Below are 25,033 nucleotides of genomic sequence, written 5' to 3'. Positions count from 1 at the left end.
AGAAAAACTCTATTAGCGCATGGCCGTTATGCGGTGATAAAGTTAATTGCACATAATCACTACTAAATCGATGGGGATTATAAATTTAAAAAGGTGGGGAGGACAGAGGATGAGCGAGGTATTTCGACAGGCAGATCTCAAGGATGCGGAGCAATTGGTAGATATTATATATCGCGCCTATCATCTGATCCGTGAGCTCGGGCTGCACTGGCCGGCAGCAACCGCCGATCTGGCTCTGGTCCAAGAGAATGTAACGCTCAATGAGTGTTATGTATTAGAGAAGGACGGAGCCATCCTGGGGACAGTCACCCTTTCCAAGGGAGATGAGATCAGTCAGCACACAGGCATCCCTTTCGTCAAATGGTTCGCCGTCGATCCGGATTATAGCGGGCAGGGCTATGGAGGCAAGCTGCTGGATTGGGTGGAAGAGCATATCATTTATGATCGTCTGGGCTCCTCTGCTGTGACGCTGGCAACAGCCAAGAAGCATCCCTGGCTGGTTCAGATGTATGAGCGGCGCGGATACGAACGATTCATGGAATTGGAAGGACGAGACGGGGACGGCTTGATGTATCTTTTGAAAAAAACGCTGAAGTACCAACAACAGACTATTTAATAAAAGGGGAAATAAAGATGAAGAAGACATTCGCATTGACATCGATACTAGTATTGGCACTGGCAGCCACGGGTTGCGGCTCGAACAACAGCAGTAACAGCAAGGAAGGAAATTCGGCTGCAGCACCTGAAGGTGGAAAGACAGAGGCGGCCGCTGCCACACCAGTAACCAAAATTATTGTGGGGACAGGCACCAAATTTCCAAAGGTCTGCTTCATTGACGAGAACGGTAAGCTGACAGGCTTTGATGTGGAGCTGCTGAAAGCTATCGACGAGCGTTTGCCGCAATACGAGTTCGAGTTCCAGACTATGGACTTTAGCAACCTGCTACTGAGTCTGGAGACGAAGAAGATTGATCTGGTAGCGCACGTTATGGAGAAGAACCCGGAACGTGAAGAAAAATATCTGTTCAACAAAGAAGCTTATGGACACTGGAGAAACCGGGTCGTAGTAGATAAGTCGAACGATTCTATCAAATCACTGGATGATCTCAAAGGCAAAAAAGTCTTGGTCGGAGCGACCAGCGCACAGGCGCAGATCTTGGAGAACTATAACAAGGACCATGATAATGCTATCGATATTGTTTACCAAAATGGAGCAGCTAACGATACCGTCAATCAGGTAACCACTGGACGGGTGGATGCAACGCTTGCCGCAGATTTTGTACTGCCGGTGATTGACCCGCAGAACAAGCTAAAGGCCGTGGGCGATGGACTGTCCTCCGCTGACATTCTGTACGTGCTCCGTAAAAATGATGCCGATGAGCAGAAGCTGTCCGATGCGATTGATGGAGCGATCAAGGAACTGAGAGCAGATGGGACACTGAAAAAACTGAGCACGGAATGGCTTGGCGCGGATGTGACTTCTGACGCAGTAAACTAATCAGCACCCCTACACAGGGGAAGGGAGGGTGTCTTAATGGGTGCGCCGTTTGATATAAGTTTTGTTTTATCGTTTTTGCCAAAGCTGCTGTCCACTTTAGGCATCACGCTTTTGATAGTGGCCTGTGCATTGGTTTCCGGGGTCATTGTTGGGTTTTTCGTGGCCCTTCCCCGTTTGTACAAGATACCGGTACTGAAGACCTTATCGGAGATTTATATTTCTTTTTTCCGGGGGACCCCGGTGCTGATTCAATTGTTCCTGTTCTATTACGGGCTGCCTGAAATTCTGAAGCTTGTCCATATTGATGTCACACGGGCACCGGTGCTATTCTTTGTCATTCTGACCTATGGCCTGCACACGGGGGCGTTCATGTCAGAAATGATTCGCGCCTCCGTGATGGCTGTGGACAAAGGGCAGGTAGAGGCTGCATATGCCACGGGTATGACCGGTTTTCAGGCATTTACAAGAATTATATTGCCGCAGGCGTTAGCTATTGCCGTACCTGTCTTCTCCAATCTCGTTCTGGCCCTGCTGAAGGATACTTCGTTGGCCTTTACGCTAGGGGTTATGGAAATGACGGGTAAGGCGCAGACGCTGGGTTCATTGACACAGCATTTTATCGAGGCTTACCTCGCGCTTGCACTGATTTATCTGGTCATCAGCTTTACGATCGAGAAGCTGCTGCTCGTGGCGGAACGTCGCCTGATGCGACATGAGGTGCGGAACAGTCCGGAGAAGAGAACGTTTGGTATTCAAAAGAACAAATCCTTCCGGCGTATCATTGCCGAGCTGGAATCTGGTAAAGGAGGCGTCGGCCTGTGAAGCTGGACCCGTCATTTATATGGACCGCCTTCGTGCAGCTGCTGGGCGCCGTGCCAACGACACTATATATCACGGTTGTATCCGTTTTGGTTGGTTTCATCATCGGTACGGCGGTGGCTCTGATTCGTATTTACAGGGTGCCGGTCCTCTATCCCATTGCAGTGGGTTATGTCACCTTTATCCGCGGAACCCCGATGCTTACGCACTTATTGCTGATCTATTTTGGACTCCCGGTACTGATTGACGGGTTGTCGGCTTACTTCGGATGGAGCTTCCGGTCGGTTAACATGCCGATGATCGGTTTTGCCTATATTTCGTTCTCCATCACTGCGGGTGCTTATATGTCCGAAGTAGTCCGTGCCGGTCTGCTGGCAGTGGATAAAGGACAGCTTGAAGCAGCTCATTCCGTAGGCATGACTACACCCCAGGCCCTGAGGAGGATTGTATTCCCACAGGCGCTGGCTGCTAGTCTGCCCAATCTGTCCAGTTCTGTTATCGGGATGCTGCATGGTTCAACACTGGCCTTTACCGTATCAGTTGTGGACATCAACGCCAAGGCAGAGATCGTCGCTTCAACGAACTGGAAGTTTTTTGAGGCCTATGTCGCAGCGGCGCTTATTTTCTGGGGACTTACGGTGCTCATCGAGCGTCTGACTGCTGTGATCGAAAAACGGATCAATCTGTACAATCGAGGTGGAGTAGTATGATCAAGCTGTCGAATATATCGAAGGCTTTTGGCCGAAATCAGGTACTGAATAACATTAATTTGACGGTGACCAAAGGCGAGGTTGTCGTTATTCTGGGACCCAGTGGTTCGGGGAAAACGACGCTGCTGCGCTGCGTGAATTACCTGGAGAAGCCCGGTGATGGCGAGATTGCCATTGGCGATTTCAGCGTGAACTGCAAACATGCGCGCAAGAAGGATATTCACCAGCTTCGGCAAAAAACGGCAATGGTCTTTCAGCAGTACAATCTCTTCAGACATAAGACAGCTCTGGAGAACGTGATGGAAGGACTGCTGGTGGTGAAAAAGCTTCCCAAGGAGGATGCCAAACAGCGGAGTATTGCTCTGTTGGAGAAAGTAGGCCTCGGGAATAAGCTGGACGCTTATCCCAGCCAGCTCTCTGGCGGACAACAGCAGCGTGTCGGTATTGCCCGTGCGCTGGCGCTGGAGCCCGAAGTCATCCTGTTTGACGAGCCGACCTCTGCGCTAGACCCGGAGCTGGTGGGCGAAGTACTATCCGTTATCCGCAAAATCGCCAAGGAAGGCATCACAATGATTGTCGTGACGCATGAAATGGGCTTTGCCCGGGATGTGGCAAACCACGTGGTCTTTATGGACGGTGGCGTCATTGTTGAGGAAGGCACGCCTGGCGAGGTATTTAACCACCCGCGTGAAGAACGAACGAAGCAGTTCCTGAAACGAATTACACCGGAACTCAATTATTCCATTTAGGAGGTATTTCCCATGACGATAACGATAAGCGTATTAGACCAAAGCCCGATTTATCCAGGAGAGACATCAGAGGAAGCTCTTCATCATACGATTGCTCTGGCCCAATTGTCCGAGCGACTGGGATTTCGCCGTTTCTGGGTATCAGAGCATCATGATTCTGAACAGGTAGCAGGTTCTTCACCGGAGGTGCTGATCTCGCATCTTTTGGCCAAGACCGAAAGCATCCGCATCGGTTCAGGTGGTATCATGCTGCAGCACTATAGCCCCTACAAAGTGGCGGAGAATTTCAATGTGCTGGCCACTCTGGCTCCGGGCCGGGTGGATCTAGGTGTCGGACGCGCACCCGGAGGACTTCCACGCAGTACGCAGGCGCTGCAGCAAGGAACTCCCGGAACAGCGTCTTTGACGGAGAAAATCGTAGAGCTGGAGAAATATGTACACAACACGCTTGAGGAAGATCATCCGCTGTTCGGGATCAAGGCTGGTCCGATACCAGCGTCTCCGCCTGAGCTGTATGTGCTAGGCGCAAGTGTCGCCAGTGCGGAAATTGCCGCAGAGCTGGGTCTGCCTTATGTGTTCTCCCTGTTCATCAACGGGAACCAAGAGGTGGCGATCGAGGCAATTCAGGCGTACCGTAACGGCTTTAATATCTCGAATGGCAAGCAGCCGCAAGCCATTATTGGATTGTCGCTAGTTGTGGCCGACACTGCTGAAGAAGCTGAAGAGCTGAGCAGTGCGCTGAAGCTCTACAAAATTCATTTGGCCAGCGGAAAGTCGCTGACTGTGGCCAGTCAGGAACAGGCTGATGAGTTTATCCGCCAGAGCCAAGAAGAATACACAATTGAAGAGAAAGAAGCTGTAATTCTGAGAGGGACCCAGGAATCTGTACGCGAACAGCTCCTGCAGCTTCAACAAGCATCCGGTGTTGACGAGTTCATCGTCACCACGAATGTGCAACCCTTCGAGAAGCGGCTGCGTTCTTTTGAACTGCTGAGCGAAGCGCTGGCCGGAGTGACAGCTGAGGCTTAGCTGTGCAGGTTTTATAATCTTAATATCATTTTTTAAAAAGGAGGCAGGGTCATGACAAGTCCAGTTACAGTATCACAGGCTGAAGCTTTAAGTGAACAGTTAACCGGGATCCGGCGGCATTTGCACCGGCATCCTGAGTTGTCTCATGAAGAAGTGGAAACCACGAAATACATCACCTCCCTGCTAGAAGAGGCAGGAATCAGAATTATAGATTACGGTCTGAAAACCGGAGTCATCGCTGAAGTCGGCGGTCTGCAAGGAGGTCCGGTAGTTGCTCTGCGCGCCGATATCGATGCTTTGCCGATTCAGGAGGAGACCGGGCTACCGTATGCCTCGGTATACCCGGGGAAGATGCATGCCTGCGGGCATGATTTTCATACGGCTTCATTGATTGGAGCCGCGTATCTGCTGAAGGAGCAGGAGCATGAACTGAAAGGAACGGTCCGCTTTCTGTTCCAGCCAGCCGAAGAGAAGGCAAAAGGTGCGTTGCAGATTATTGACAGCGGTGCGCTGGAAGGCGTTAGCGCCGTCTTCGGAATCCACAACAAGCCTGAGCTACCGGTGGGAACGATCGGTATCAAAGGCGGTCCATTAATGGCAGCCGCCGATGGATTCAGAATAACAGTGACTGGAGCCGGAGCGCATGCGGCTGTGCCTGAATCAGGCATTGACCCCATTGTAGCAGCGGCGCATATCGTTACGGCACTGCAGACGGTTGTAAGCCGTAATGTAAGTCCACTGAACAGCGCTGTAATCAGTGTAACCAAGCTGCATAGTGGGAACGCCTGGAACATCATCCCGGAAACGGCTGTGCTCGGCGGTACAATTCGTACGTTTACTGAAGAGGTGCGATCCAAAGTTCTGAAACGGTTCGTTGAAGTTACGGAAGGCATAGCAGCAGCGCTGGAAACGAAGGCGACTGTGGAGTGGATTGGAGGCCCGCCGCCGACTATCAACGATGAATCCCTGGCTCAGGTGGCCAATGAGACGGCAGCTGCGCTGGGACTGAATGCGGTGACGCCGGAGCTTTCACCTGCGGGTGAGGATTTTGCCTTTTATCAACGGGTCGTCCCTGGTTTGTTCGCCTTCATGGGTACCTCCGGAACCCGGGAATGGCATCATCCCGACTTCAATCTCGATGAACGGGCCCTGCCGCTTACTGCAGGATTCTTCACAGATGTCGCGAAGCGCTATCTGGAGCGCCTGTCCACGGAAGAGCAAGGCTGAGCATGGCTGGCCCGATCTACGATGTGATCATCGTTGGCGCCGGCTCCATGGGAATGAGCGCCGGTTATCATTTGGCCCGCAGAGGTGTTAAGACGCTTTTGATTGACGCATTCGATCCACCACATACCGAAGGTAGCCATCACGGCGAGCCGCGATTGATCCGGCATGCTTATAGCGGGGATCCTGCTTATATTGACCTTGCGCTCAGGGCGCAAACGCTATGGGAAGAGGCAGAAGCAGAGAGCGGAACGGAGCTGCTGGTAAGGTCCGGCGTGTTGAATCTCGCGGACACTTACGTCTATTCCTTCAGTGGTCGGCTTCATGAAGCGGAGCAGCGAAAGGTGAGGGTCGAGCGGCTCGCCGCGGAGGAAATCAACCGCCGCTGGCCGGGGCTGACGATACCGGATCGTTTCGAGGCCATGTATGAGCCAGATGCAGGCTATTTATATAGCGAACGCTGTATTACTGCGTACCGTAAGCTTGCATTAGCTCATGGTGCGAAGCTGCTGGTGAATACACCAGTACTGGATGTGACTGCCCAAGAGGGGAGCGTCACCGTCCATACGAAGGATGGCGACATTCACGGAGCCAGCGTAATTCTTAGCGCTGGAGCCTGGTTTCAATCGCTGTCACCCTTCATCAATCTGCCGATCCAGGCTGTCCGCAAGGTGGTTGGCTGGTTTCAAAGCACACCGGATTTCGCTGCCGGGACCTTCCCGGGCTTCACGCTGGGTACGACTGATGGTGGCTTCTATGGCTTCCCGAGTATCGGCGGTGCTGGACTCAAGATTGGTCGGCATGATACTGGGCTACCGTGGAAGCCGGGCGAGCAATTGTTGCCGTTCGGCAGTGAGGACAGTGATGAAGGCGATCTGCGCCGGGTGCTGGAGAAGTATATGCCGGGTGCAGCCGGAAGGCTGCTCAAGGGGGCGGTATGCAAGTATGAGCATTCGCCGGATGAGGATTTTATTATCGACAGGCATCCGCTGCACAGCCATGTGCTGGTAGCCGGAGGCTTCTCGGGACATGGTTTCAAATTTTCCAGTGTGGTCGGCGAAATCTTGGCAGACCTCGCTACCGACGGGCGTTCGCGCCATGAGATCAAACCGTTTTCGCTATCGCGTTTTGATACGCGAAGGAAATCGGAAGACAATGTTATTTTGGAGGGGACATAATGAGCACTGTGAATATAGAGGGTTACCTGAACACTCATCAGCAATTGGTTCAAGCAATAGAAGGTCTGACCGAGGAACAATTGAAATGGAAGGCTGAGCCGAAGAGCTGGAGTGTGACAGAAGTTCTAACGCATCTGGCGGATCATAGTATCGTTATTTCCTTCCGTATCCGTGACATTCTGGCCGATACGAAGGTGCAGCTCCCAGCATTCGGGCAGGACGCATGGGTGAGTGGCCAGCATGCCAATGCAGGCAGTGCCGGAGATAGTCTGGAGCTTTTCCGCAGCCTTTTGCAGTATAACGGTCTTCTATTTGGACGGCTTAGTGCAGAAGAGTGGGAGAAGAGTGGTATTAATTTCAAAGGCGACAAGGTGCGGATTGTTGATATCGTAACCAGCTTTACCAACCATGTCCAGACGCATTTGGGTCAAATTGAGCGGATTAAAAAAGGGGCCTTAGCCGCGGTATCTCAAGCGCAGTAACAGTTAGTAGCTCTGCACATTACATTTTTAGGAGGAGAGAATATGGCGAAGTCAAAACAATTGAAACTGGGAGCCTTGCTACACGGGGTGGGTGGAAGCACTTCTACGTGGCGTCACCCTGATGCCAAACCGGATGCTAGCGTGAATTTTGAGCTTTACAAGTCGTGGGTACAGAAGGCTGAGGAAGGCAAACTGGATCTGATTTTTATCGCAGATGGTCTGTATATCAATGAGAAATCTATTCCGCATTTCCTGAACCGTTTCGAGCCGTTGACCATTCTCAGCGCATTGGCTGCCGTCAGTACCAACATTGGTCTGGTAGGCACCTTGTCCACCTCCTATAGCGAGCCGTTCACTGTTGCCCGCCAGTTCGGTTCGCTGGATGTGATCAGCGGCGGTCGTGCAGGCTGGAACGTGGTAACCTCTCCGCTGGAAGGCTCCGCCTTAAACTATGGTAAAAAAGAGCATCCAGATCATAGCAAACGGTATCGGATTGCGACGGAATATCTGGAAGTCACTCGCGGACTCTGGGATTCCTGGGAGGATGATGCTTTTGTCCGTGATAAGGAATCCGGTGTCTTCTTTGATCCGGAGAAGGTGCATACCTTGGATCATGAGGGAGAGTTCTTCTCTGTAAAAGGGCCGCTTAATATTGCCCGCTCCAAACAGGGGCAGCCGGTGATTTTCCAGGCAGGCTCATCTGAGGTTGGCCGGAACTATGCCGCTCAGGAAGCGGACGCGGTCTTCACAGGCCATGATACGATAGAATCCGCACAGGAATTCTACCGTGATGTCAAAGCCCGCGTGGCTGCATCCGGCCGCAATCCGGACGAAGTGTTGATCTTCCCAGGCATCGGGCCAATCATTGGTGATACGGAGGAGGAAGCGGAGCGCAAGTATCAGGAGGTAGCTGGCCTGGTAACAATTGAGAATGCACTCAACTATTTGGGACGCTTCTTCGAGCATCATGATTTCTCCCAATATCCGCTAGATGAGCCGTTCCCTGAGTTGGGCGATCTAGGGCGTAACAGCTTCCAGAGCGGGACTGACAAGATCAAGAAGGATGCCAAGGAGCAAGGCCTGACCTTGCGTCAAGTGGCTCTGCAATCGGCTACGCCACGTACGAGCTTCATCGGTACACCAGAGCAGGTAGCGGATCAGATTCAGACCTGGTTCCAGTCGGAAGCGGCAGATGGCTTCATGATCGCGGAATCTGTACCGGGCGGGCTGGAGCAATTTGTGGAACGGGTCGTGCCGATCCTGCAAGAGCGTGGACTGTTCCGTACAGAATACGAGAGTGACACACTGCGTGGCAACCTCGGACTGCCTGTACCGGAGAACCGGTATGTGAAGACTTCGGAAACCGCCGGCAGCATTTAATAGAAAAGCCATGGTGCTCTGCTTTTGCAGAAGCGGCCATGGCTTTTTTTGATTTTGTTCGGGCAAGGTGGCCTATTTGCCGCCTTGGCTTTGTTTGTTTACATAGACGATGACAGCCCGATAGGGGCGGATCGGCGATTTTTTAACATAATATATGTTGGAGTGTCTGTTTTGAAGATGATAACATTAAATGTATAAAATTATAATTTCAAGCTAGCACCGGAACATAGCCTGTCGACAGATTTCAACTGCTAGAAGCGTAAAAGCGGGGTATTCCCTTTAAACAGTTGTCTTAACCCTGAAAAGAGGGATTATCTCCCTAACTAACCGTTTTAACAGTGAAAAGAGGGATGCCTCCCCAACTAACGGCATTTTTGCACCTTATTTCTATCCAAAATGGGTAAAAGAGGGAAATAAGGGCATTATTGCATCTTATTTTTCGAAAAAGCACACCGGACGGGGTATTCTGGAAGAATTAAGGTACAATATTGCACTTAATCTCCACTAACCCTTAACTGAAGAGGATTTAAGGTGCAAAAATGCCGTTAATTAGACTTCTTAGATAAGCTCTCTTTTTCCTTGGATATGTTTGGTTTATAAATGCGTTTTATATAGCCATTAATGTTGTTATCTTGCGGTCTTATTCCAGTGCATCAGCAGAAATGGCGGGATTAAGGTATAGTAGTGCTGCAGGCCATTTATGGTGAACGATAGGAAGCTTGCTGGAGGGATGCCGGTGGGAACGGTTGTGACCAAGGTTTTCAAGTATGGGACTGAACAAATAGAGGCGCTGGGGCAAGCAGATGCCACGCTTGGAACGGCAATGCAGCGGCTTGGCCGGGTGGAACGGGGCATTATTCCTGATTTGTTCGCTGCGCTGGTGCATGCCATTGTGGGGCAATTAATCTCAGCGAAGGCAGCCGCTACAGTCTGGGGAAGAATGCAGGAACAGCTTGGCGAGATTACACCGGAGAATTTGCTTTTACATACGGCATATGATATCCAGCGTTGTGGCATGACGATGAAAAAAGCCCGCAGCATCGAGGCAATTGCTCGTATCGTGGCACAGGGAGAACTTGATTTGGAGAGTCTGCGTGAACTACCGGATCAAGAAGTCATTGCCAGACTGACGGTATTGCCCGGTATTGGCCGATGGACAGCAGAGATGCTGCTGATCAATTCCATGGAGCGCCCGGATATCGTAAGCTGGGGGGATATAGCCATCCGGCGTGGCATGATGAAGCTTTACGGACTGGATTCGCTTACCAGGGAGCAATTCGAGCAGTTCCGCCAGCGCTACTCCCCTTGGGGTTCTGTGGCATCGGTTTACCTGTGGGAGCTTTCTTTTGAATAGATATGAAGATAGATATGCGGACAGATATACGGGTTGTAGCGGTATGACATACTATGAAGGAAGGACAAGGATTATTAAGCATGGATACAACCATAAGGGAGCAGCTGTTGCTATTAACCGATGCAGATTATCAAAAGTTTACGGCGAGCTTAATTCCGAATATCAGTAACATTCTGGGCGTTCGGTTGCCCGAGCTTCGCAAGCTGGCCAAAGGGATGGCGCGGGGAGATTGGCGGGCCTATCTGGAGCAGGCGGACAGCGAATACTTCGAGGAAATCATGCTGCAAGGCATGGTAATCGGTTATGCGTCAACCCGCAAGGGAGCTGATATCGAAGAAATACTGAAATATATCACCGCTTTTGTACCCAAAATCGATAATTGGTCGGTGTGCGACAGTTTCTGCATCGGGCTGAAGTTCACTAACAGTCATCGTGAGCGGGTATGGGGGTTTCTGCAGCCTTATCTGGCATCCGACCAGGAATATGAGATCCGATTTGCCGTGGTGATGATCTTAAATTTTTTCGTTGAAGATGATGATATGGATCGGGTGCTGGAGCAGCTGGACATGATCGTACATGAGGGCTATTATGTCAAAATGGCTGTGGCCTGGGCGTTATCCGTTTGTTATGTCAAACATCCTGAGCGGGTCATGGCTTATCTGAAGCATAACTTCCTTGATGATTTTACATTCAATAAAACTTTGCAAAAAATTACGGAATCTTACCGTGTCAGCTCAGAGGACAAGCAGAGAATTCGCAGTATGAAACGTAGATGAAGCGCTGTTGCATATCGTCTGGGATCTAGGTGGGATGGCAAGACAAGTTAAGCATAAGCCGAAAGTGAAATTTGGCTCGAACAACAGTATAGGTAGTATATAAAAAATGAAATGAAACGAAATGAAGCCTCACCGGTCCTGAGTTGGATCGGTGAGGCTTCATTTATTGCGCCGGATGAAACCGGCCTGGATCAAGTTGGTTGTCGCCTTATTTGCCGTTGTTGGTTTGACTACGCAGACGCTCCAGTTCAACATCTACGGCTTGACTGAGTTTAGGATCTACTGCCGGATAAGCTGCCGGGCGGGCACTGTGGCCGGATTGTTCCGCCAGCACTTCCCATTCGGTAATTTTCTCCTCCATACGTTCGAAGCCTCGGGAAGCTGTGTTAGTAGCGTTCAAGCCATATTTGCCATAGACATTGGGACTGCCGCCATTACTGCGAGGAGCCGATTGGATGGTCTCCGATGCTTTACGGGCACGTTCTGCGAGTTCGGCTCTTTTAGCCTTCAGGCGGGTACGCTCTTCTTTGGCTCTAGTAATATTGGCTTCCAGTGTAGCCAGCGTTTGCCGGGTCTCCTCCAGACCGGCTGCGCATTCCTGAATACTTTCGGTGTACCGCAGTTTGGCCATCACTGCCAGGCGCGCTGCTTCTTCATTGCCTTGGGCCATAGCATTAACGGCCTCGGATTCGCTTTGTTCCACCAATTGCGCATACTCTTGCTTGCGACGCTCCAGCACGTTCGCGGCGACTTGCAGATCACGTTCATTGCGTTCTGCTGTTTCAATCTCTTCCTCAAGATCGCGCAGGTACTGTCCAGTCAATAGGATGGGATTCTCCAGTTTGTTCAGGCCTTCGTTCAGGGCGGCTTTAGTCAGGGTTGCAATTCTATTCAAGATACTCATAAGTAATCTCTCCTTATATTTAAGTTGGTTTCACAGGAACAGGGCAACAGTGGATTAATAGAAATCGTGTTTGTCGGAAAAACCACCATACGGTTCTTGGGGAATCAGAACGCTCAAGATGATGTACAGCAGAGCGACTGTGCCAAAGCTGAAGAATGCACCCACCACCGTAATCACTCGCAGGATTGTTGAATCGATGCCAAAGTATTGGGATAATCCTCCACACAGACCACTAAGTTTCCTATCAGTTCTGGAACGGTATAATTTTGTCATGCTATCTCTTCCTCTCATGAGTGAATTGTATCTGAATTTGTTTAACCGGCTTGCTTATGACCTTATTGTAGGATTTTTTGAGGGTTCGCAAAACGGCCTGAGGACGGTTTTATGCACTCGACCTAAGGCGGGGAAGGCTCCCGCAGAAAGACGGGGATGCCTGTGGGAGGGCATTTGAATAACGGGAAAACCTCTAGTTATTTTAATTGAAATCGCTTCTCCTCTAAAAATAACTGGAAAATATCAGACTGCCCAGAAACACCATTCTCTACGATTGTTGATGCGAAATAGCCTTATAAATCAGGCTCAGCTTCATCATCAATCCTTGTCAAAACCACTGCTTCAGAAGGTTGGAGACGTATGCATGGGGGCTAACGGCCCCCAGCGCCGTTATTTAACACATCAAGTAGCTTCTGAAACATGTAACGGACTCAGGTGCCGCTATTTCCTCCCAAACCGTGGATTTTACACCCGTTTTCTGCTCATAGCGTCTCTGGAGTCCGTTATTATCTGGAACGGTCAGTTGTTAGGAAATAACGGACCTGAGGTCCGTTACCAGAGGGAACAAGAAGCAAGTCCGGATTTCGAGATCGGTTCATTCATCAAGGGTTTAATTATGGATTTTCTCAAAACAACTACTTTCTCAACAGTCTGAGAAATTCCCTTTATTTTATTGCAAAGAAGGTGAAAGGGAATATTAAAGGTATATTTTCCAGTTAGCATAGCTACTCTTAGCTTCGCACGTGGGCTCAGGCGGTTATTTCCGGTGAAGTGTGGACTTGCGGTCGCTGATGTTCCCCCGTTCCTTCTATGTTAAACCGGCGCTATTCGCTGAACATAAAAATGATAACTTACGAATCAGTTATACAAGCTACACCCTTGTATACTAAGGATTTCGCCCATCTAGATGTTGGATTTTTTAAGTTCAGACTATATAGTATGAAAAAGCAGCTCCCGGTATATGGGAGCTGCTTAATTTGTAGTGAGGTGAGCATGCTATCTCCTTCAGGAATTTTCAACCTCGTCGTGTCACTGCCCAGAACAGAAGAGCTGCAGCGCTGACAGCGGCGCCCAGCAGGCACACTGCATTCCAGCCTCCGTGAGCATACGCATATGTCGAAGCGAGGGAGCCGGAAGCACTTCCTATGGAATAGAAGATCATATATGCGGCGGTGAGACGGCTCCGAGCTTCGGGTCGTACGTTAAAAATCAGACTCTGATTGGTAACATGTACGGCCTGAACCGCCAAATCCAGAAGAATAATACCACCCAGCAGTGCGAGCAGTGAGTAGTGTAGCAGTGAAATCAGCGCCCATGAAGTCAGTAGCAGAATAAGGGCCAGCCCAGTGGTACGCTGGCCGAATCCCCGGTCGGCTAGCACTCCGGCCCGAGCCGCTGCGAGGGCACCGGCGACTCCGGCCAGGCCAAAGGCACCGATGGCCGTGTGTGAGAGGGAGAAGGGCGGCGCGCTAAGCGGCAGCACCAGAGAGGTCCACAAGATGCTGAACGCCATAAAGATCAGCAGCGCAAGCACCGCGCGGACCCGCAGGATCCGCTCTTGCACGAATAGCGCGAGGACCGAGCGCAGCAGCTGCGGATACGATAATGTCGCGCGTCTTGGTTCCGCTGGCAAAATCCGCAGCAGGATCAGCGCAATAATGGTCATCATTCCGGCGGAGAACAGGTAGACGGAACGCCAGCCTGCAAGATCGGTCAGCACACCTGCGACCGTACGTGCAAGTAGAATACCGATGACTATCCCGCTGGTGACAAGGCCGACGATACGGCCACGTTCAGCGGGAGCGGCCAATGTCGCGGCGAAAGCGACAAGCACCTGTGTCACAACGGCAAGCAGTCCAACGATGGCCAGACCGATGAAGAGTACTGTAATTCCAGGCGCGAATCCAACGGTTATAAGAGCCAGCACAGATAATATCATTTGGCTAACAATGAGCTTGCGTCTGTTCAGCAGATCCCCCAGCGGGACCAACAGCAGCAGTCCAAAAGCATAACAGATTTGGGTAATGGTGATAACCACTCCGATTGAAGAATGGGAGATGGAGAATTCACTCGCAAGGGTGTCCAGCAGCGGCTGGGCATAATAGATGTTAGAGACGGCCAGCCCACAGGCAATGGCGAATAATAAGGCCACGGAGCGGGTCATCCCCGATGCCGGAAGCCGAGAAGCTAAGGGGTCAGAATGATCGGCAGACATGGGGATTTGTGATTCAGGAATGTGATTGTTCACAGAGGATCTCTCCTTTTTAATTTTATACTGATTAGTATAATATACTGAATAGTATGAAAAGAATCCAGTTATTTTTAATTTGTTTAGAGTGAGTGTCAGGATAATTCCACTGATTTTATTGAAAATTGATTTATTATATAAGACGATTAAAAGAAAGTAACAAAGAGCGGGAAGGAACGAGGGGGAGGTTTGGAACTATAAGAGTGAAAGTGCATACCTGAAAGCTTTCTGCAGGAAAGCCCGCAGGAAAGCTCGCAGGAAAGCTCGCAGGAAAGCTCGCATCGAAAGCTCGCTTCGGAAGCCTAAGCCGTAGCCAGATTGCAACCACGACAGAAGTCCAAATATTGATCGTAGTGAAGACCAAGCCTTAAGTGAGAATCTTAAGTTCGATTTATAAATCTACTATGTGAATCACTTCAATTTGACAACCTTTATACAAACCCTTAAAATCATAACATACTGAACGATATGAAAAGAGTTGATAAATATGGTTCGACAGCGGGAATTTGATGAAGGGAAGGCACTGGATGCGGCGATGCGGGTGTTTTGGGAGAAGGGGTTCGAGGCTTCTTCTTTAAATGATTTGACATCTGAAATGGGCATTCAGCGCCCCAGTTTATATGCAGCGTTTGGGGACAAGAAGCAGTTATTCGAAACCGCACTGCGGAAATATACCCAACTTCATGCATCCGGTATTCGGGCCAAGCTGCAAAAGGGGACAACGGTCAAGGAATCCTTCTGTTTCTTGCTCGAAGGGATCGTGGAAGAGGAATACGCGGAAGGGCCCAGCAAGGGGTGCTTTTGTATCAATACGATGGTGGAGCTTGCTCCCCATGACGAGAAATTTGAGATCCTGACGCGGGAACATCAGATGTACCTGGCTGCAATTTTTCAGGAAAGAATAGAACAGGGTGTACATGCAGGCGAACTTGCGGGTGATACCAATATAAAAGCCCTGGCACAGGGGCTGGTCATCACGTTGATCGGGCTAACAGTAATGATGAAGGCGCGCCCGGAGCGCTCTTTTGCCGACAACGCCATTCAAATGGCACTAACGATGATCAAGTAAAATTGGATAAGTGAACGGGCCAACCTTTGAGTTGGCTTTTTTGCATTATAATAACCATTCATGATAAAAAGTGACAAAATAAAGAATCTATTACTAAAATAATACAATTAACATCAATTATTATTGACGAAACTAAAAAGAAACAATAATAATTAATTATGGTATTTATTTCAATATATTAGCAGATTGGAGGAGGGTAATGAGAAAATGCTCAATTATTATTCCTACGCACAATAAACGCGAGTTTCTGGAGTACACGCTGCGTGGATACCAGGAACAGACATTCAGGCAGTTTGAACTGGTTATCGTCAACAATGGCTGTAGCGATGGCACCGGAGATCTGTTGCGGGAATTCTCCGATACACTCGAAATTAATGAGGTCAGGTTGGAAAGCAAGGTTGAATCTCCTACGGCACGCAATGCTGGATTAAAGGCAGCTCGTTATGACCAAATTATTCAGACGGATGACGATCGCATTCCCTGTCCGCGGTTTGTTGAAGCGCACTTAGAGCGGCTTCAGGATACAAGGTGCATCAGCATCGGGGGGAAACACCCTATATTGACCATCCTCAAGAAAAGAACACCGCTCTGGCAGTTTACGGAGGATTATTCCGGTCTTCAAGAAGAGCTGAAGCAAGGAGACCACTTGTTACTTTCAACCCCGGATGATATTCAAGCGCGGGGACAAGCCTATTTTGATCCATGGAACAAAGATGAAACACCAGATAATTTCCCTGCTGTTCGCCGCTCTGAAGAGTTCACGCTTTTTTTGGAGAACTTCGGCTTTATTATGGCTACGGGCGGCAATTGTGCGTACAACAAGACTCGGGGAGCAGGAGTTATATTTGACGAGGCGATCAAGGGCTGGGGCTGTGATGATAATGACTTTTTCTATAGGCTGCACTCGCAAGGCTATTATTTTTCTTTTAACAATGAAGCCCGGAACTATCATCAAGAGCACCCTAGGCGTGACAGTGAACGAGATGAACTAAGGGTAAACCTGAAGTATCTTTGTCATAAATATAACCGGTTGGAGTTTTACTTATGGGCCAGGACGTTTATGGATGAATCGGAGTTTACCCATCTGGATGGTGATCGATTCTATCGGCTGCTATCACAGGATTCTAGCGTGTCGGCGGATTATATCGGCTTTCTTACAGGCAAGTTGGATAAACATTTTTGGTAGAGGAGATGTGTGTATGGTCTGTCCGGTGGTTATCTTCTGCGGCGGGCGTGGAACACGAATGAATCAAGTCACCACAGAGATTCCGAAGCCGCTTGTTGAGATCAATGGTGTCCCGCTGATTTCTCATGTCATGGATACTTTTATGAGGCATGGATTCAATGAGTTTATTCTCTGTCTGGGCTATAAAGCGAACAAGATCAAGGACTATTTCCTTCATGAAGTGTATTACAAAAATGATATTACGCTAGATGGTGACGACATCGTTCAAATACATCATAAAGACCGTGGCAGCCGAACGATTACGATGGTTGATACTGGACTTGATGTCATGACTGGAGCGAGGCTTAATGCTGTTCGTAAATATATTTCATCTGACCACTTTTTTGCCACCTATGGTGATGGCATTGCTGATATAGACTTGCACAGATTGTACAGCTTTCATACCGCTCATGGCAGAATAGGGACCGTAAGTGGGGTGCAACCGTTTTCTCAATATGGGCATATCGAGCACCAGGGGTCCATTGTCCGACAGTTCACTGAGAAGCCTAAATTGGATCATCGGATCAATGGTGGTTTCTTTCTCTTTAAGCAGGATATTTTTAAGTATCTTTCGGATGATGCAGATTGTGTTCTTGAACGGGAGCCGCTGGAGAACCTGGCAAGTGACGGGGAGCTTATGATGTACGAGCACAATGGATTCTGGAAATCGGTAGATACTCAGAAAGATCAGCAGGATTTGGAGCTGATGCTGAGACAGCACAATAGCAAAGGGGCGGTAAGCTTTGAGCATCTCAACGTTTTATAAGGGGAAAAAAGTGTTGGTTACCGGAGATACAGGTTTCAAAGGCAGCTGGCTGGCGTTATGGCTGTCGCATATGGGAGCTGAGGTATACGGTCTTGCTAATGATGAAGGACACCCGCGCGGATTGTTTCAATTATGCGGGTTGAAAGAGAAGATCACGCATTACGCAGCAGACATTACTGATTATTCGGCTATGGCTGACATTTTCAAGAAGGTAGAACCGGAAATCGTCTTTCATCTTGCGGCCCAACCTATTGTGCAAAGATCTTATGTTGAGCCCCGTGAGACGATTGAAGTGAATGTCATGGGTACCGTCAATATTTTGGAATGCCTGCGGGACAGTGGTGTTCGAGCCGCCATAATGGTAACTTCAGATAAATGCTATGACAATACAGGAGAGTTCTGGGGATATCGCGAGTCTGATCCGTTGGGTGGGTCCGATCCATATAGCTCTTCCAAAGCATGCTGTGAATTGGTGACGAATGCTTATGCTCAATCGTTCAATCAGAACCAAGCGATGGGAATAGCTACGGTCCGGTCCGGCAATGTCGTGGGGGGAGGAGACTGGGGCGAGCTCAGACTTATCCCGGATATTATTAAGGCAATTGAAACCAACGGGACGCTTTCTATACGAAATCCGTTATCCACCCGTCCATGGCAGCATGTTCTCGATTCGCTTCATGGTTATTTGATGCTGGCTCAAGAGCTGTACCAGCAACCGCAGAAATTTGGCGGAGCCTGGAACTTTGGACCGTCAGCCGCGCATAGCTATACCGTAAAAGAGGTAGTCGAGGAAGCGTATGCTGTGTGTGAAATTCCGTACAAGCTGTGTGTAGAAGAGGGACAATTTAAGGAAATGAAGCTGCTGTCCCTTGATTCGACCAAGGCTAATATTATGCTGAATTGGCGGCCCAAGCTGTCCTTCAAGCAAATGATTACATTGACTGTCGATTGGTACAGACGCTCTGATAGCACAGATATTCTACAGCTCTGTCTTGAGCAAATTGAACTGTATCATACGGAGAGTCTTCCGCAGAAGCAAGAGTTATTCATATAGGAGGGACAACCATGTCCAGTGAAGCGAAGTGGAGTCTCATCCTGGAAGAACATTTTGCTCAGCCTGTTTTGAATTCCGAGTTATGGTCCTATGTCCAAGGAGGAGGGGGCTATGGGAATGAAGAGCTCCAACACTACACAGACAGGACCAAGAACGTAAGGATCAGTGAGGGGAAGCTCATCATTGAAGCTCATGAAGAACAATATGGAGGCGACCCTTATACTTCGGGAAAAATCATCACCAAATCTAGATTTTCTTTTCAATATGGCAAGGTTGAGATTATGGCCAGACTTCCCGAAGGTCAGGGGATTTGGCCTGCGTTCTGGATGATGCCGGAGGACGAGCATCGCTATGGTGGGTGGCCGTCATGCGGGGAAATTGACATTATGGAGATGATCGGCCATCAGCCGGGAACGGTGTATGGAACGATTCATTTCGGGCATCCGCATACATATACCAGTGGAGAGTACACCTTGAAGAATGGAGCTTCGTTCTCAGAAGACTTCCACCTATTCAGTGTGGAATGGTCGGAGCATGAAATGGTGTGGTATGTGGATAATCAGGAGTATTCCAGGCTGAATGAGTGGCATAGCTCTCCAGGTGGGGGGAGTTTGCCTTACCCTGCCCCCTTCAATGCACCGTTTTATTTGCAAGTTAACTTGGCTGTTGGAGGTAGATGGCCGGGATACCCGGACAATTCCACCGTGTTCCCACAGCAGCTGGTCGTTGACTATATCAAAGTGTATCAGTTAATACCGGAGCATTTCGTTAGTGAAAAGTGAAATTCGGATAATCATGCTATCGCTGGATGCAATGAGCCAATCCTTGAGGTTGGCTTTTTTTGTTTATGCAAGCGCACAGTTCTTGAGATTCTTTAGTTTGAACGAGTCCATCTAACGACAACTCGCGAGGTGATGGAGTGAAAAGACACTGTATGTAAATATTATTTATGGTTATATAAATAAAAAAAATATTTACATTAAGCATATTTACAATGTGAATATGAAGTTGTATAATTTCCAAATAAAGGAATGTCATCAGGTCTACTATGGATATTTGCTTCGCTACGTATCGGGTAAAAAAATCGCTCAAGGCACGCTAACGTTATCCCTATAACGAATGAAAAGAGGTAGAGATGTGAAAGGAAGAGACATTATTTTAGGCTTGCTGCAGAAAAAAAGGAGGACCGGATACGAGATTAACGAGGTGTTCAAGACTATTTTTTCGCACTTTTTCAATGGTTCATATGGAATGATCTATCCCACACTCAAGAAGCTGGAGAAGGAAAAGGTAATTGACAAGGAGGTTGTTTTTCAAGAAGGAAAGCCGAACAGAAATGTGTTTTCAATCTCTGAAGTGGGGACTAAAGAGTTCTATGAATATCTAATCTCGCCTGTTCAGCCGGAAATCCGTCAATCTGACTTTTTGATGAGAATGTATTTTGGAGAATTTGTTGAGAACGAGGTTATTATTCAATGGATTAATGATGAAATCAAACAGAAAACAGAGCAAATCGATCAGTTGAAAACAGATTACATTAAGTGGAAAGATAAACTAACCTACACACAAAAAATATCCTATGACATAGGCATCGCACAATACGAGGCGGAAATACAGGTGCTAGAGGCCAAACTGGTGGAGATGGGTTAACCTTACAGGAGGTTTTATGAAAAAGGAGATCAATCTTTTTTTAACCATATCTGTGATGTGTATGGGGATATTCTTATGTATGTTAGATACGACTATTATGAATATAACATTGCCGGCTATACAGGATAGTCTGGGTGTGACCCTGAATCAATTATCCTGGGCACTGAATATATACACAATAACTTTTGCAGTAATGACGATTCCTCTAGGCAGATTGGCAGAGATTTATGGTAAAAATAAAATCTACATTTTAGGTTTTATCATTTTTTGTGTCGGATCATTGATTTGTTCTTTTTCCAATGATGTGTCTGTGCTGATTTTCGGAAGAGGCGTACAGAGTATAGGGGCAGCTATTATTTTTCCGATTAGTATGGTTATTGGTATATCCACAGTGTCTATAGAAAAAAGAAGCAAAGTTATAGCGATTCTAGGTGTAACCCAAGGGCTTTCGGCAGCGTTGGGACCTTCAATTGGCGGACTAATCACACAATTCCTCGGCTGGAGATGGGTTTTTCTAATCAATGTTCCTTTAAGCATCATTGCGATTGTGATCTCCTTCTTCTGTCTAAACATTAAAAATGAAGAAAAAATAAAGAGCAAGAATGATTACAAGGGTGCTTTCTGGTGTGTATGCTTCTTGTTTAGCTTAACGCTCGGGCTAACGCAAGGGAACTCATGGGGGTGGGGGAGCATACGGATTATTGCTACTTTTTCAGTCTCCATCCTATCGTTCATCATTTTCATTTTCACAGAAAAAAGAAGTCAGTATGCAATGATCAATTTAAAACTGTTCAAGGATCGTCAGTTTAATGCTTCAGCGGTAACCGTAGTGTTCAGCAACCTTTTTCTAATCGGGGTTACCGTGCTCCTGCCGACGTTTCTGAACCGAATTCATGGAGAATCTGAGCTGCGAGCGGCGCTATTAGTCACTCCAATATCCGCAATGATCTTTGTATTTTCGCCGATTGCTGGTTTACTGGTTGATAAAGTCGGGAGAAAGGCAGTTATATTCACAGGTTTTATGGCGATGGCTGTTGCCTACTACATGCTTTATCATTTGGACGTATCTAATGGATACACACAATTGATCATTGCTTGTTTGGTTCTTGGGTTTGGTTATGGGATCATTGTAGGGCCGATTACAGTTCTGGCCGCATCTTCTTTTACCGGTGAATTGCTTACGGCGTCCCAGAGTGTAGTTGGGGTACTGCGCCAGGTTGGGATTGTTCTAGCGGTAGCCATCTTTGTATCCGCCCTGACAAGCAATATCGCCAATGCAAAAGTTCAAATATTAGATCATGCCCAAAAGGAAATTCTAAAACTGGATATTACAAAAGAGCAGCAAAAGATCGTACTGGAAAACACTAACAGGAATTTAGAGTCCGAGAAAATTAACACAAACGCTTCTTCTAATGATGAGAAAAAAATAATGAGTCCTGAGGAAAGGTCAGCATTAATTGAAGCAGAAGTACAGAAGGCTATTCAACAATTAGGTACAATGAAACCGCTGAATGACGCTACCAAGAAAGGGATACAAGAGCAAGTAACTGTGGCTGTTGATCAAAAGATCACTAAAGTTCAAAACGAAGTTAACGCCTATGCCGCAGACATTCAGCAATACTCGCAGAATAAGATCTCTAAGTCGTTCTCAAGTTTATACGGTATCGCTTTTTTTGTAATTATATTATGTAGTTTGATCTCTTTCTTGTATAAAGAAGCAGAAAAGAAGGACAGAAATGAAGTGATAAAAGTTGATTCATAAAATAAATGATGCAATCTATCGAATCGAACTGCCATTGAGTGACATCGGTGGTGAGAATTCTGTGAATTGTTATTTGCTCATCATTCGGATCACAACGGACTTTTGACAATATTGCCTGACCGCATCCCGATTTATATGAAATAGATATTTCCTATTTCACATATGAAGACTATGTTATCCCGACATGTAGTCTTATGAAAAAGGAACTGATCGGGGACAATGTTAAGTCGTTCGCTTGAATATGTGCACGTTCTAGTCTTGTATTTAGAGACAAGAACGTGTTTTTTAATACAGAAGGCACTTCTATGCTATACGATAGAAGCGAGAATCGACATCTTCTTAGTGACTATTGGTTAATTACACTAAAAATACAAAAAAATCATTGCATTATTGACTACAATGAAGGATATTTGTCGAATTTCGTAGAAATTAAACTATATGTTATTCGAAGCAAGGACACATTGTGGGGAAGATAACGGCGTCTGAATTTGCCGCTGTGATCTGCATCGGTGAGTTTGCTTCGTTCCCCGTTCCTTGAAACTTGGATTTGCTCGTTAATGAATCTGTCCGGGGGTGGACGGTTTTTCTTACGTTTATAAGAAAGGTCTTCGGCGTGCTGTTTGTGTCCAACGCCTGGTAGATATTTGTAGGGCACATTTTCCTTTAATGATGTTATTGTTTAGATAATTAACTAACGTATCGCGCATCTTGTAGATTGGGGTCGGTTTCATAATGAGGGGGATTCTCCGATTCGGTTCTCGTACTATCTTGCTCTATATAGCTGCTGCCGTTGTTGTTGGTTTGGTTGCTAGCTATGCCGTCATCTCTGCTTCGGATTCCCCTAAGCTCCAAAGTAAAAAAGGCATTCTGGATCTAACGCAGGTTCATGTCAGTGAGAATCCGTTAAAGTTAGCAGGGGAATGGGAGTTTTACTGGCAAGAGCTGCTGTTACCTAAGGAAATACAAATTCGTTCGGCAATGGACGGAAATCATAACCGCTGGATCAACATCCCGGGCTCCTGGCTAGGCTATCGGTTAGATGGCCAGCAGCTGAACGGTACAGGCTTTGCAACCTTTCGGTTGGTCATAAAGCTTAGCGACCAGGATAGGAATGCGCGGCTTGCTCTGCGGTTACCTACCATCTTTCATGCATATAAATTATGGGTTAATGGCGAGATGCTGGCGGAAGTTGGTGTGGTTGGACAGGACAAGAGCAGCGTGACACCGCATCTGGCAACGAAGCTGGTGTTCTTTCAGCCAGAGAACGATAGGATAGAGCTTGTTATGCAAGTCTCCAACTTTCACCATGCGCGAGGCGGCATTACCAAGTACATAGAACTTGGCGGCAGTGATGTGTTAACGGTCAAAACCAATCTGAGAATCGCTGCCGAGATGTTCGTAACGGCAAGCCTGCTAGTGATTGGTGTGTATCACCTGCTGTTGTTCCTCCTGCGACTCAATGACAGGGCTACATTGTATTTTGGCTTGTTCACCATGTTGCTCGGTATCCGATCCCTGATGGTCGGCGAGTTCTTGATCACACAATTGTGGCCAGGTATTCCCTGGGAATTGCAGTTCAAGATCGAGTACCTGATTCTTTGCAGCAGTACTTATATCATCACGATGTACTCTGATTGTATTTTTCCGAACTATGTGTCGCGTTGGTTCCGTCTTGGCACGCGGATCGCAACCAGCGTAATCTGTATAATTGTTGTGGTGACCCCTGCAATTGTATATACAAAATTGTTAGTGCTGATCGGTGTGATGATTGTTCTACATATGGTTTATCTGATGGTTGGCTTGGTCCAAGCGGCTGTGCGGAGTATGGAGGGAGCGCGGATCTTCCTCTTGGTGTCGGTGGTTGCTTTGGTTACGGTCATCAATGATTTTTTATATTACAACGGATGGTCACTAATCGGAAATACATCTCCGCTTGGTCTATTGGTATTTACGATTGCACAGATGATGCTGCTATCATCAAGATTTACGAGGGCGATATCAAACGAGGAGAGGATTGCACGTGAGCTGCAGGACGCTAACAACAAGCTGACCGAAATGAATATGAATTTGGAACGGACCGTGCAGGAACGGACAACTGCCCTATCCGAAGCTCATGATGGTCTCCGTACTTCGTATGAACGGTTGCTTCGCTCCGAACAAGGGAGAAAAAAGCTTCTTGCCTATATTACGCACGATCTGCGTATGCCGCTGTCCAGCATGCTTGGTTATGTAGAAGCTGTGCAGGACAAGATCAAGCCGGAACGAAATGAACAGTACCTGAAGTATATCCGGGATAACACGATAAGGGTTAACCGTATGATCGAGGAGTTGTCCTTCTTGTCACATTTGGAGACAGGACAAGTCTCGTACCAAATGAAGCCAGTTCATATGATTCACTTCTTGCACCAATTCTATGAACAGTATGAGCTGGTTGTGCGTGACGCAGGGTTGGATTTCATGTTGGATATCGGAGATGTGGAAGATCAAGGACAAAGCTTGCCGGTTGTAGAGATGGATGCGCAAAGACTAGATCAGGCGTTATTCAATCTGGTGTCGAACGCAATGAAGTTCACTTCTAGAGGTGGGATGGTGCGTATTACGCTAGCCGTGGACAAGGTGAAAGATACCCGCTATGCGATAATTAGCGTGCAAGACTCTGGCACGGGTATTCCTCCAGATCAGCTCGAGCAAATCTTCGATCGCAATTACAAATATGATCGACCGGGCATGGAGCAGGATGTAGAGGGGAGCGGGCTCGGGCTGGCGATTTGCCGGGAAATCGTACAAGCACATGGAGGGACGGTTCGAGCGGAGAGTGACGGCAAGACGGGGTCGGTATTCTACGTATCCCTTCCTTGTATTGTAAACGAAAGAAGGTGATGGT

General features: G+C 47.9%; 23 protein-coding genes. 20 read left to right on the top strand and 3 right to left on the bottom strand.

Annotated elements, in window-relative coordinates; translation table 11 throughout:
• The first annotated feature begins 109 nt into the window (after window positions 1-109).
• From ACFORK_RS16700 to ACFORK_RS16645, 12 genes are all read left to right on the top strand, one after another.
• Complete coding sequence (locus tag ACFORK_RS16700; protein WP_379200879.1) at window positions 110-616, top strand: GNAT family N-acetyltransferase; 507 nt, start codon at window positions 110-112, stop codon at window positions 614-616.
• 17 nt (window positions 617-633) lie between these two features.
• Entirely contained in the window at window positions 634-1,497 is an 864-nt protein-coding gene (locus ACFORK_RS16695) for a transporter substrate-binding domain-containing protein (RefSeq protein WP_379200877.1), read from the top strand.
• A 36-nt stretch (window positions 1,498-1,533) separates the two neighbouring features.
• Window positions 1,534-2,319 carry an amino acid ABC transporter permease gene (locus ACFORK_RS16690; protein WP_379200875.1) on the top strand — a complete coding sequence of 262 codons (786 nt, stop codon included), beginning with the start codon at window positions 1,534-1,536 and terminating at the stop codon, window positions 2,317-2,319.
• The gene (locus ACFORK_RS16685) at window positions 2,316-3,026 is read left to right on the top strand and encodes an amino acid ABC transporter permease (RefSeq protein ID WP_379200873.1); all 711 of its coding nucleotides are present in this window, start codon (window positions 2,316-2,318) and stop codon (window positions 3,024-3,026) included. The genes ACFORK_RS16690 and ACFORK_RS16685 overlap by 4 nt, the downstream gene beginning before the upstream one ends.
• Window positions 3,023-3,775, top strand: a complete 753-nt coding sequence (locus tag ACFORK_RS16680) for an amino acid ABC transporter ATP-binding protein (protein WP_379200871.1) — start codon at window positions 3,023-3,025, stop codon at window positions 3,773-3,775. The genes ACFORK_RS16685 and ACFORK_RS16680 overlap by 4 nt, the downstream gene beginning before the upstream one ends.
• 12 nt (window positions 3,776-3,787) lie before the next feature.
• Complete coding sequence (locus ACFORK_RS16675; protein WP_379200869.1) at window positions 3,788-4,804, top strand: LLM class flavin-dependent oxidoreductase; 1,017 nt, start codon at window positions 3,788-3,790, stop codon at window positions 4,802-4,804.
• Window positions 4,805-4,855: 51 nt separating this feature from the next.
• Window positions 4,856-6,031, top strand: coding sequence for an amidohydrolase (locus tag ACFORK_RS16670; RefSeq protein ID WP_379200867.1), 1,176 nt, complete (start codon window positions 4,856-4,858; stop codon window positions 6,029-6,031).
• A 2-nt stretch (window positions 6,032-6,033) separates the two neighbouring features.
• On the top strand, window positions 6,034-7,206 hold the full coding sequence (gene solA, locus ACFORK_RS16665) for an N-methyl-L-tryptophan oxidase (protein WP_379200865.1): 1,173 nt from the start codon (window positions 6,034-6,036) through the stop codon (window positions 7,204-7,206).
• Entirely contained in the window at window positions 7,206-7,688 is a 483-nt protein-coding gene (locus ACFORK_RS16660) for a DinB family protein (protein ID WP_379200862.1), read from the top strand. The genes solA and ACFORK_RS16660 overlap by 1 nt, the downstream gene beginning before the upstream one ends.
• Before the next feature lie 42 nt (window positions 7,689-7,730).
• Window positions 7,731-9,068 (top strand): LLM class flavin-dependent oxidoreductase, encoded by a 1,338-nt coding sequence (locus ACFORK_RS16655; protein WP_379200860.1) that lies wholly within the window; start codon window positions 7,731-7,733, stop codon window positions 9,066-9,068.
• 736 nt (window positions 9,069-9,804) lie between these two features.
• Window positions 9,805-10,422 carry a DNA-3-methyladenine glycosylase family protein gene (locus tag ACFORK_RS16650; RefSeq protein ID WP_379201245.1) on the top strand — a complete coding sequence of 206 codons (618 nt, stop codon included), beginning with the start codon at window positions 9,805-9,807 and terminating at the stop codon, window positions 10,420-10,422.
• 80 nt (window positions 10,423-10,502) lie between these two features.
• On the top strand, window positions 10,503-11,198 hold the full coding sequence (locus ACFORK_RS16645; protein ID WP_379200858.1) for a DNA alkylation repair protein: 696 nt from the start codon (window positions 10,503-10,505) through the stop codon (window positions 11,196-11,198).
• A gap of 208 nt (window positions 11,199-11,406) precedes the next feature.
• On the opposite strand, the gene ACFORK_RS16640 is transcribed toward ACFORK_RS16645, so the two are convergent.
• The 3 genes from ACFORK_RS16640 to ACFORK_RS16630 all read right to left on the bottom strand — a co-directional run bounded on the left by ACFORK_RS16640 (window position 11,407) and on the right by ACFORK_RS16630 (window position 14,590).
• Window positions 11,407-12,102 (bottom strand): PspA/IM30 family protein, encoded by a 696-nt coding sequence (locus tag ACFORK_RS16640; protein WP_379200856.1) that lies wholly within the window; start codon window positions 12,100-12,102, stop codon window positions 11,407-11,409.
• 54 nt (window positions 12,103-12,156) lie between these two features.
• On the bottom strand, window positions 12,157-12,375 hold the full coding sequence (locus ACFORK_RS16635) for a PspC domain-containing protein (protein ID WP_379200854.1): 219 nt from the start codon (window positions 12,373-12,375) through the stop codon (window positions 12,157-12,159).
• Between the two features lie 1,015 nt (window positions 12,376-13,390).
• Complete coding sequence (locus ACFORK_RS16630; protein ID WP_379201243.1) at window positions 13,391-14,590, bottom strand: MFS transporter; 1,200 nt, start codon at window positions 14,588-14,590, stop codon at window positions 13,391-13,393.
• A gap of 520 nt (window positions 14,591-15,110) precedes the next feature.
• On the opposite strand from ACFORK_RS16630, the gene ACFORK_RS16625 reads away from it, so the two are divergent.
• The 8 genes from ACFORK_RS16625 (at window position 15,111) to ACFORK_RS16590 (ending at window position 25,029) form a co-directional block, all read left to right on the top strand.
• Window positions 15,111-15,692: a TetR/AcrR family transcriptional regulator gene (locus ACFORK_RS16625; RefSeq protein ID WP_379200851.1), complete on the top strand. Its 582-nt coding sequence runs from the start codon at window positions 15,111-15,113 to the stop codon at window positions 15,690-15,692.
• Between the two features lie 199 nt (window positions 15,693-15,891).
• Window positions 15,892-16,878 (top strand): glycosyltransferase, encoded by a 987-nt coding sequence (locus ACFORK_RS16620; protein ID WP_379200849.1) that lies wholly within the window; start codon window positions 15,892-15,894, stop codon window positions 16,876-16,878.
• Between the two features lie 13 nt (window positions 16,879-16,891).
• Window positions 16,892-17,683, top strand: coding sequence for a sugar phosphate nucleotidyltransferase (locus tag ACFORK_RS16615; RefSeq protein WP_379200847.1), 792 nt, complete (start codon window positions 16,892-16,894; stop codon window positions 17,681-17,683).
• Window positions 17,661-18,737 (top strand): CDP-glucose 4,6-dehydratase, encoded by a 1,077-nt coding sequence (gene rfbG, locus ACFORK_RS16610; protein ID WP_379200845.1) that lies wholly within the window; start codon window positions 17,661-17,663, stop codon window positions 18,735-18,737. The genes ACFORK_RS16615 and rfbG overlap by 23 nt, the downstream gene beginning before the upstream one ends.
• Window positions 18,738-18,748: 11 nt before the next feature.
• Window positions 18,749-19,519, top strand: a complete 771-nt coding sequence (locus tag ACFORK_RS16605) for a glycoside hydrolase family 16 protein (RefSeq protein ID WP_379200843.1) — start codon at window positions 18,749-18,751, stop codon at window positions 19,517-19,519.
• A gap of 355 nt (window positions 19,520-19,874) precedes the next feature.
• Window positions 19,875-20,387 (top strand): PadR family transcriptional regulator, encoded by a 513-nt coding sequence (locus ACFORK_RS16600; RefSeq protein WP_379200841.1) that lies wholly within the window; start codon window positions 19,875-19,877, stop codon window positions 20,385-20,387.
• A gap of 16 nt (window positions 20,388-20,403) precedes the next feature.
• A complete protein-coding gene (locus tag ACFORK_RS16595) occupies window positions 20,404-22,149 on the top strand; it encodes an MFS transporter (protein WP_379200839.1) in 1,746 nt (581 codons plus the stop codon).
• A 768-nt stretch (window positions 22,150-22,917) separates the two neighbouring features.
• Window positions 22,918-25,029: a sensor histidine kinase gene (locus tag ACFORK_RS16590; RefSeq protein ID WP_379200837.1), complete on the top strand. Its 2,112-nt coding sequence runs from the start codon at window positions 22,918-22,920 to the stop codon at window positions 25,027-25,029.
• Window positions 25,030-25,033 lie beyond the last annotated feature (4 nt).

This window comes from Paenibacillus sp. GCM10012306 (assembly GCF_042649265.1).
Lineage (GTDB): Bacteria > Bacillota > Bacilli > Paenibacillales > Paenibacillaceae > Paenibacillus_AQ.
The sequence above is the reverse complement of the archived record's forward strand: the minus strand, read 5'-3'. Positions and strand labels throughout refer to the sequence as shown.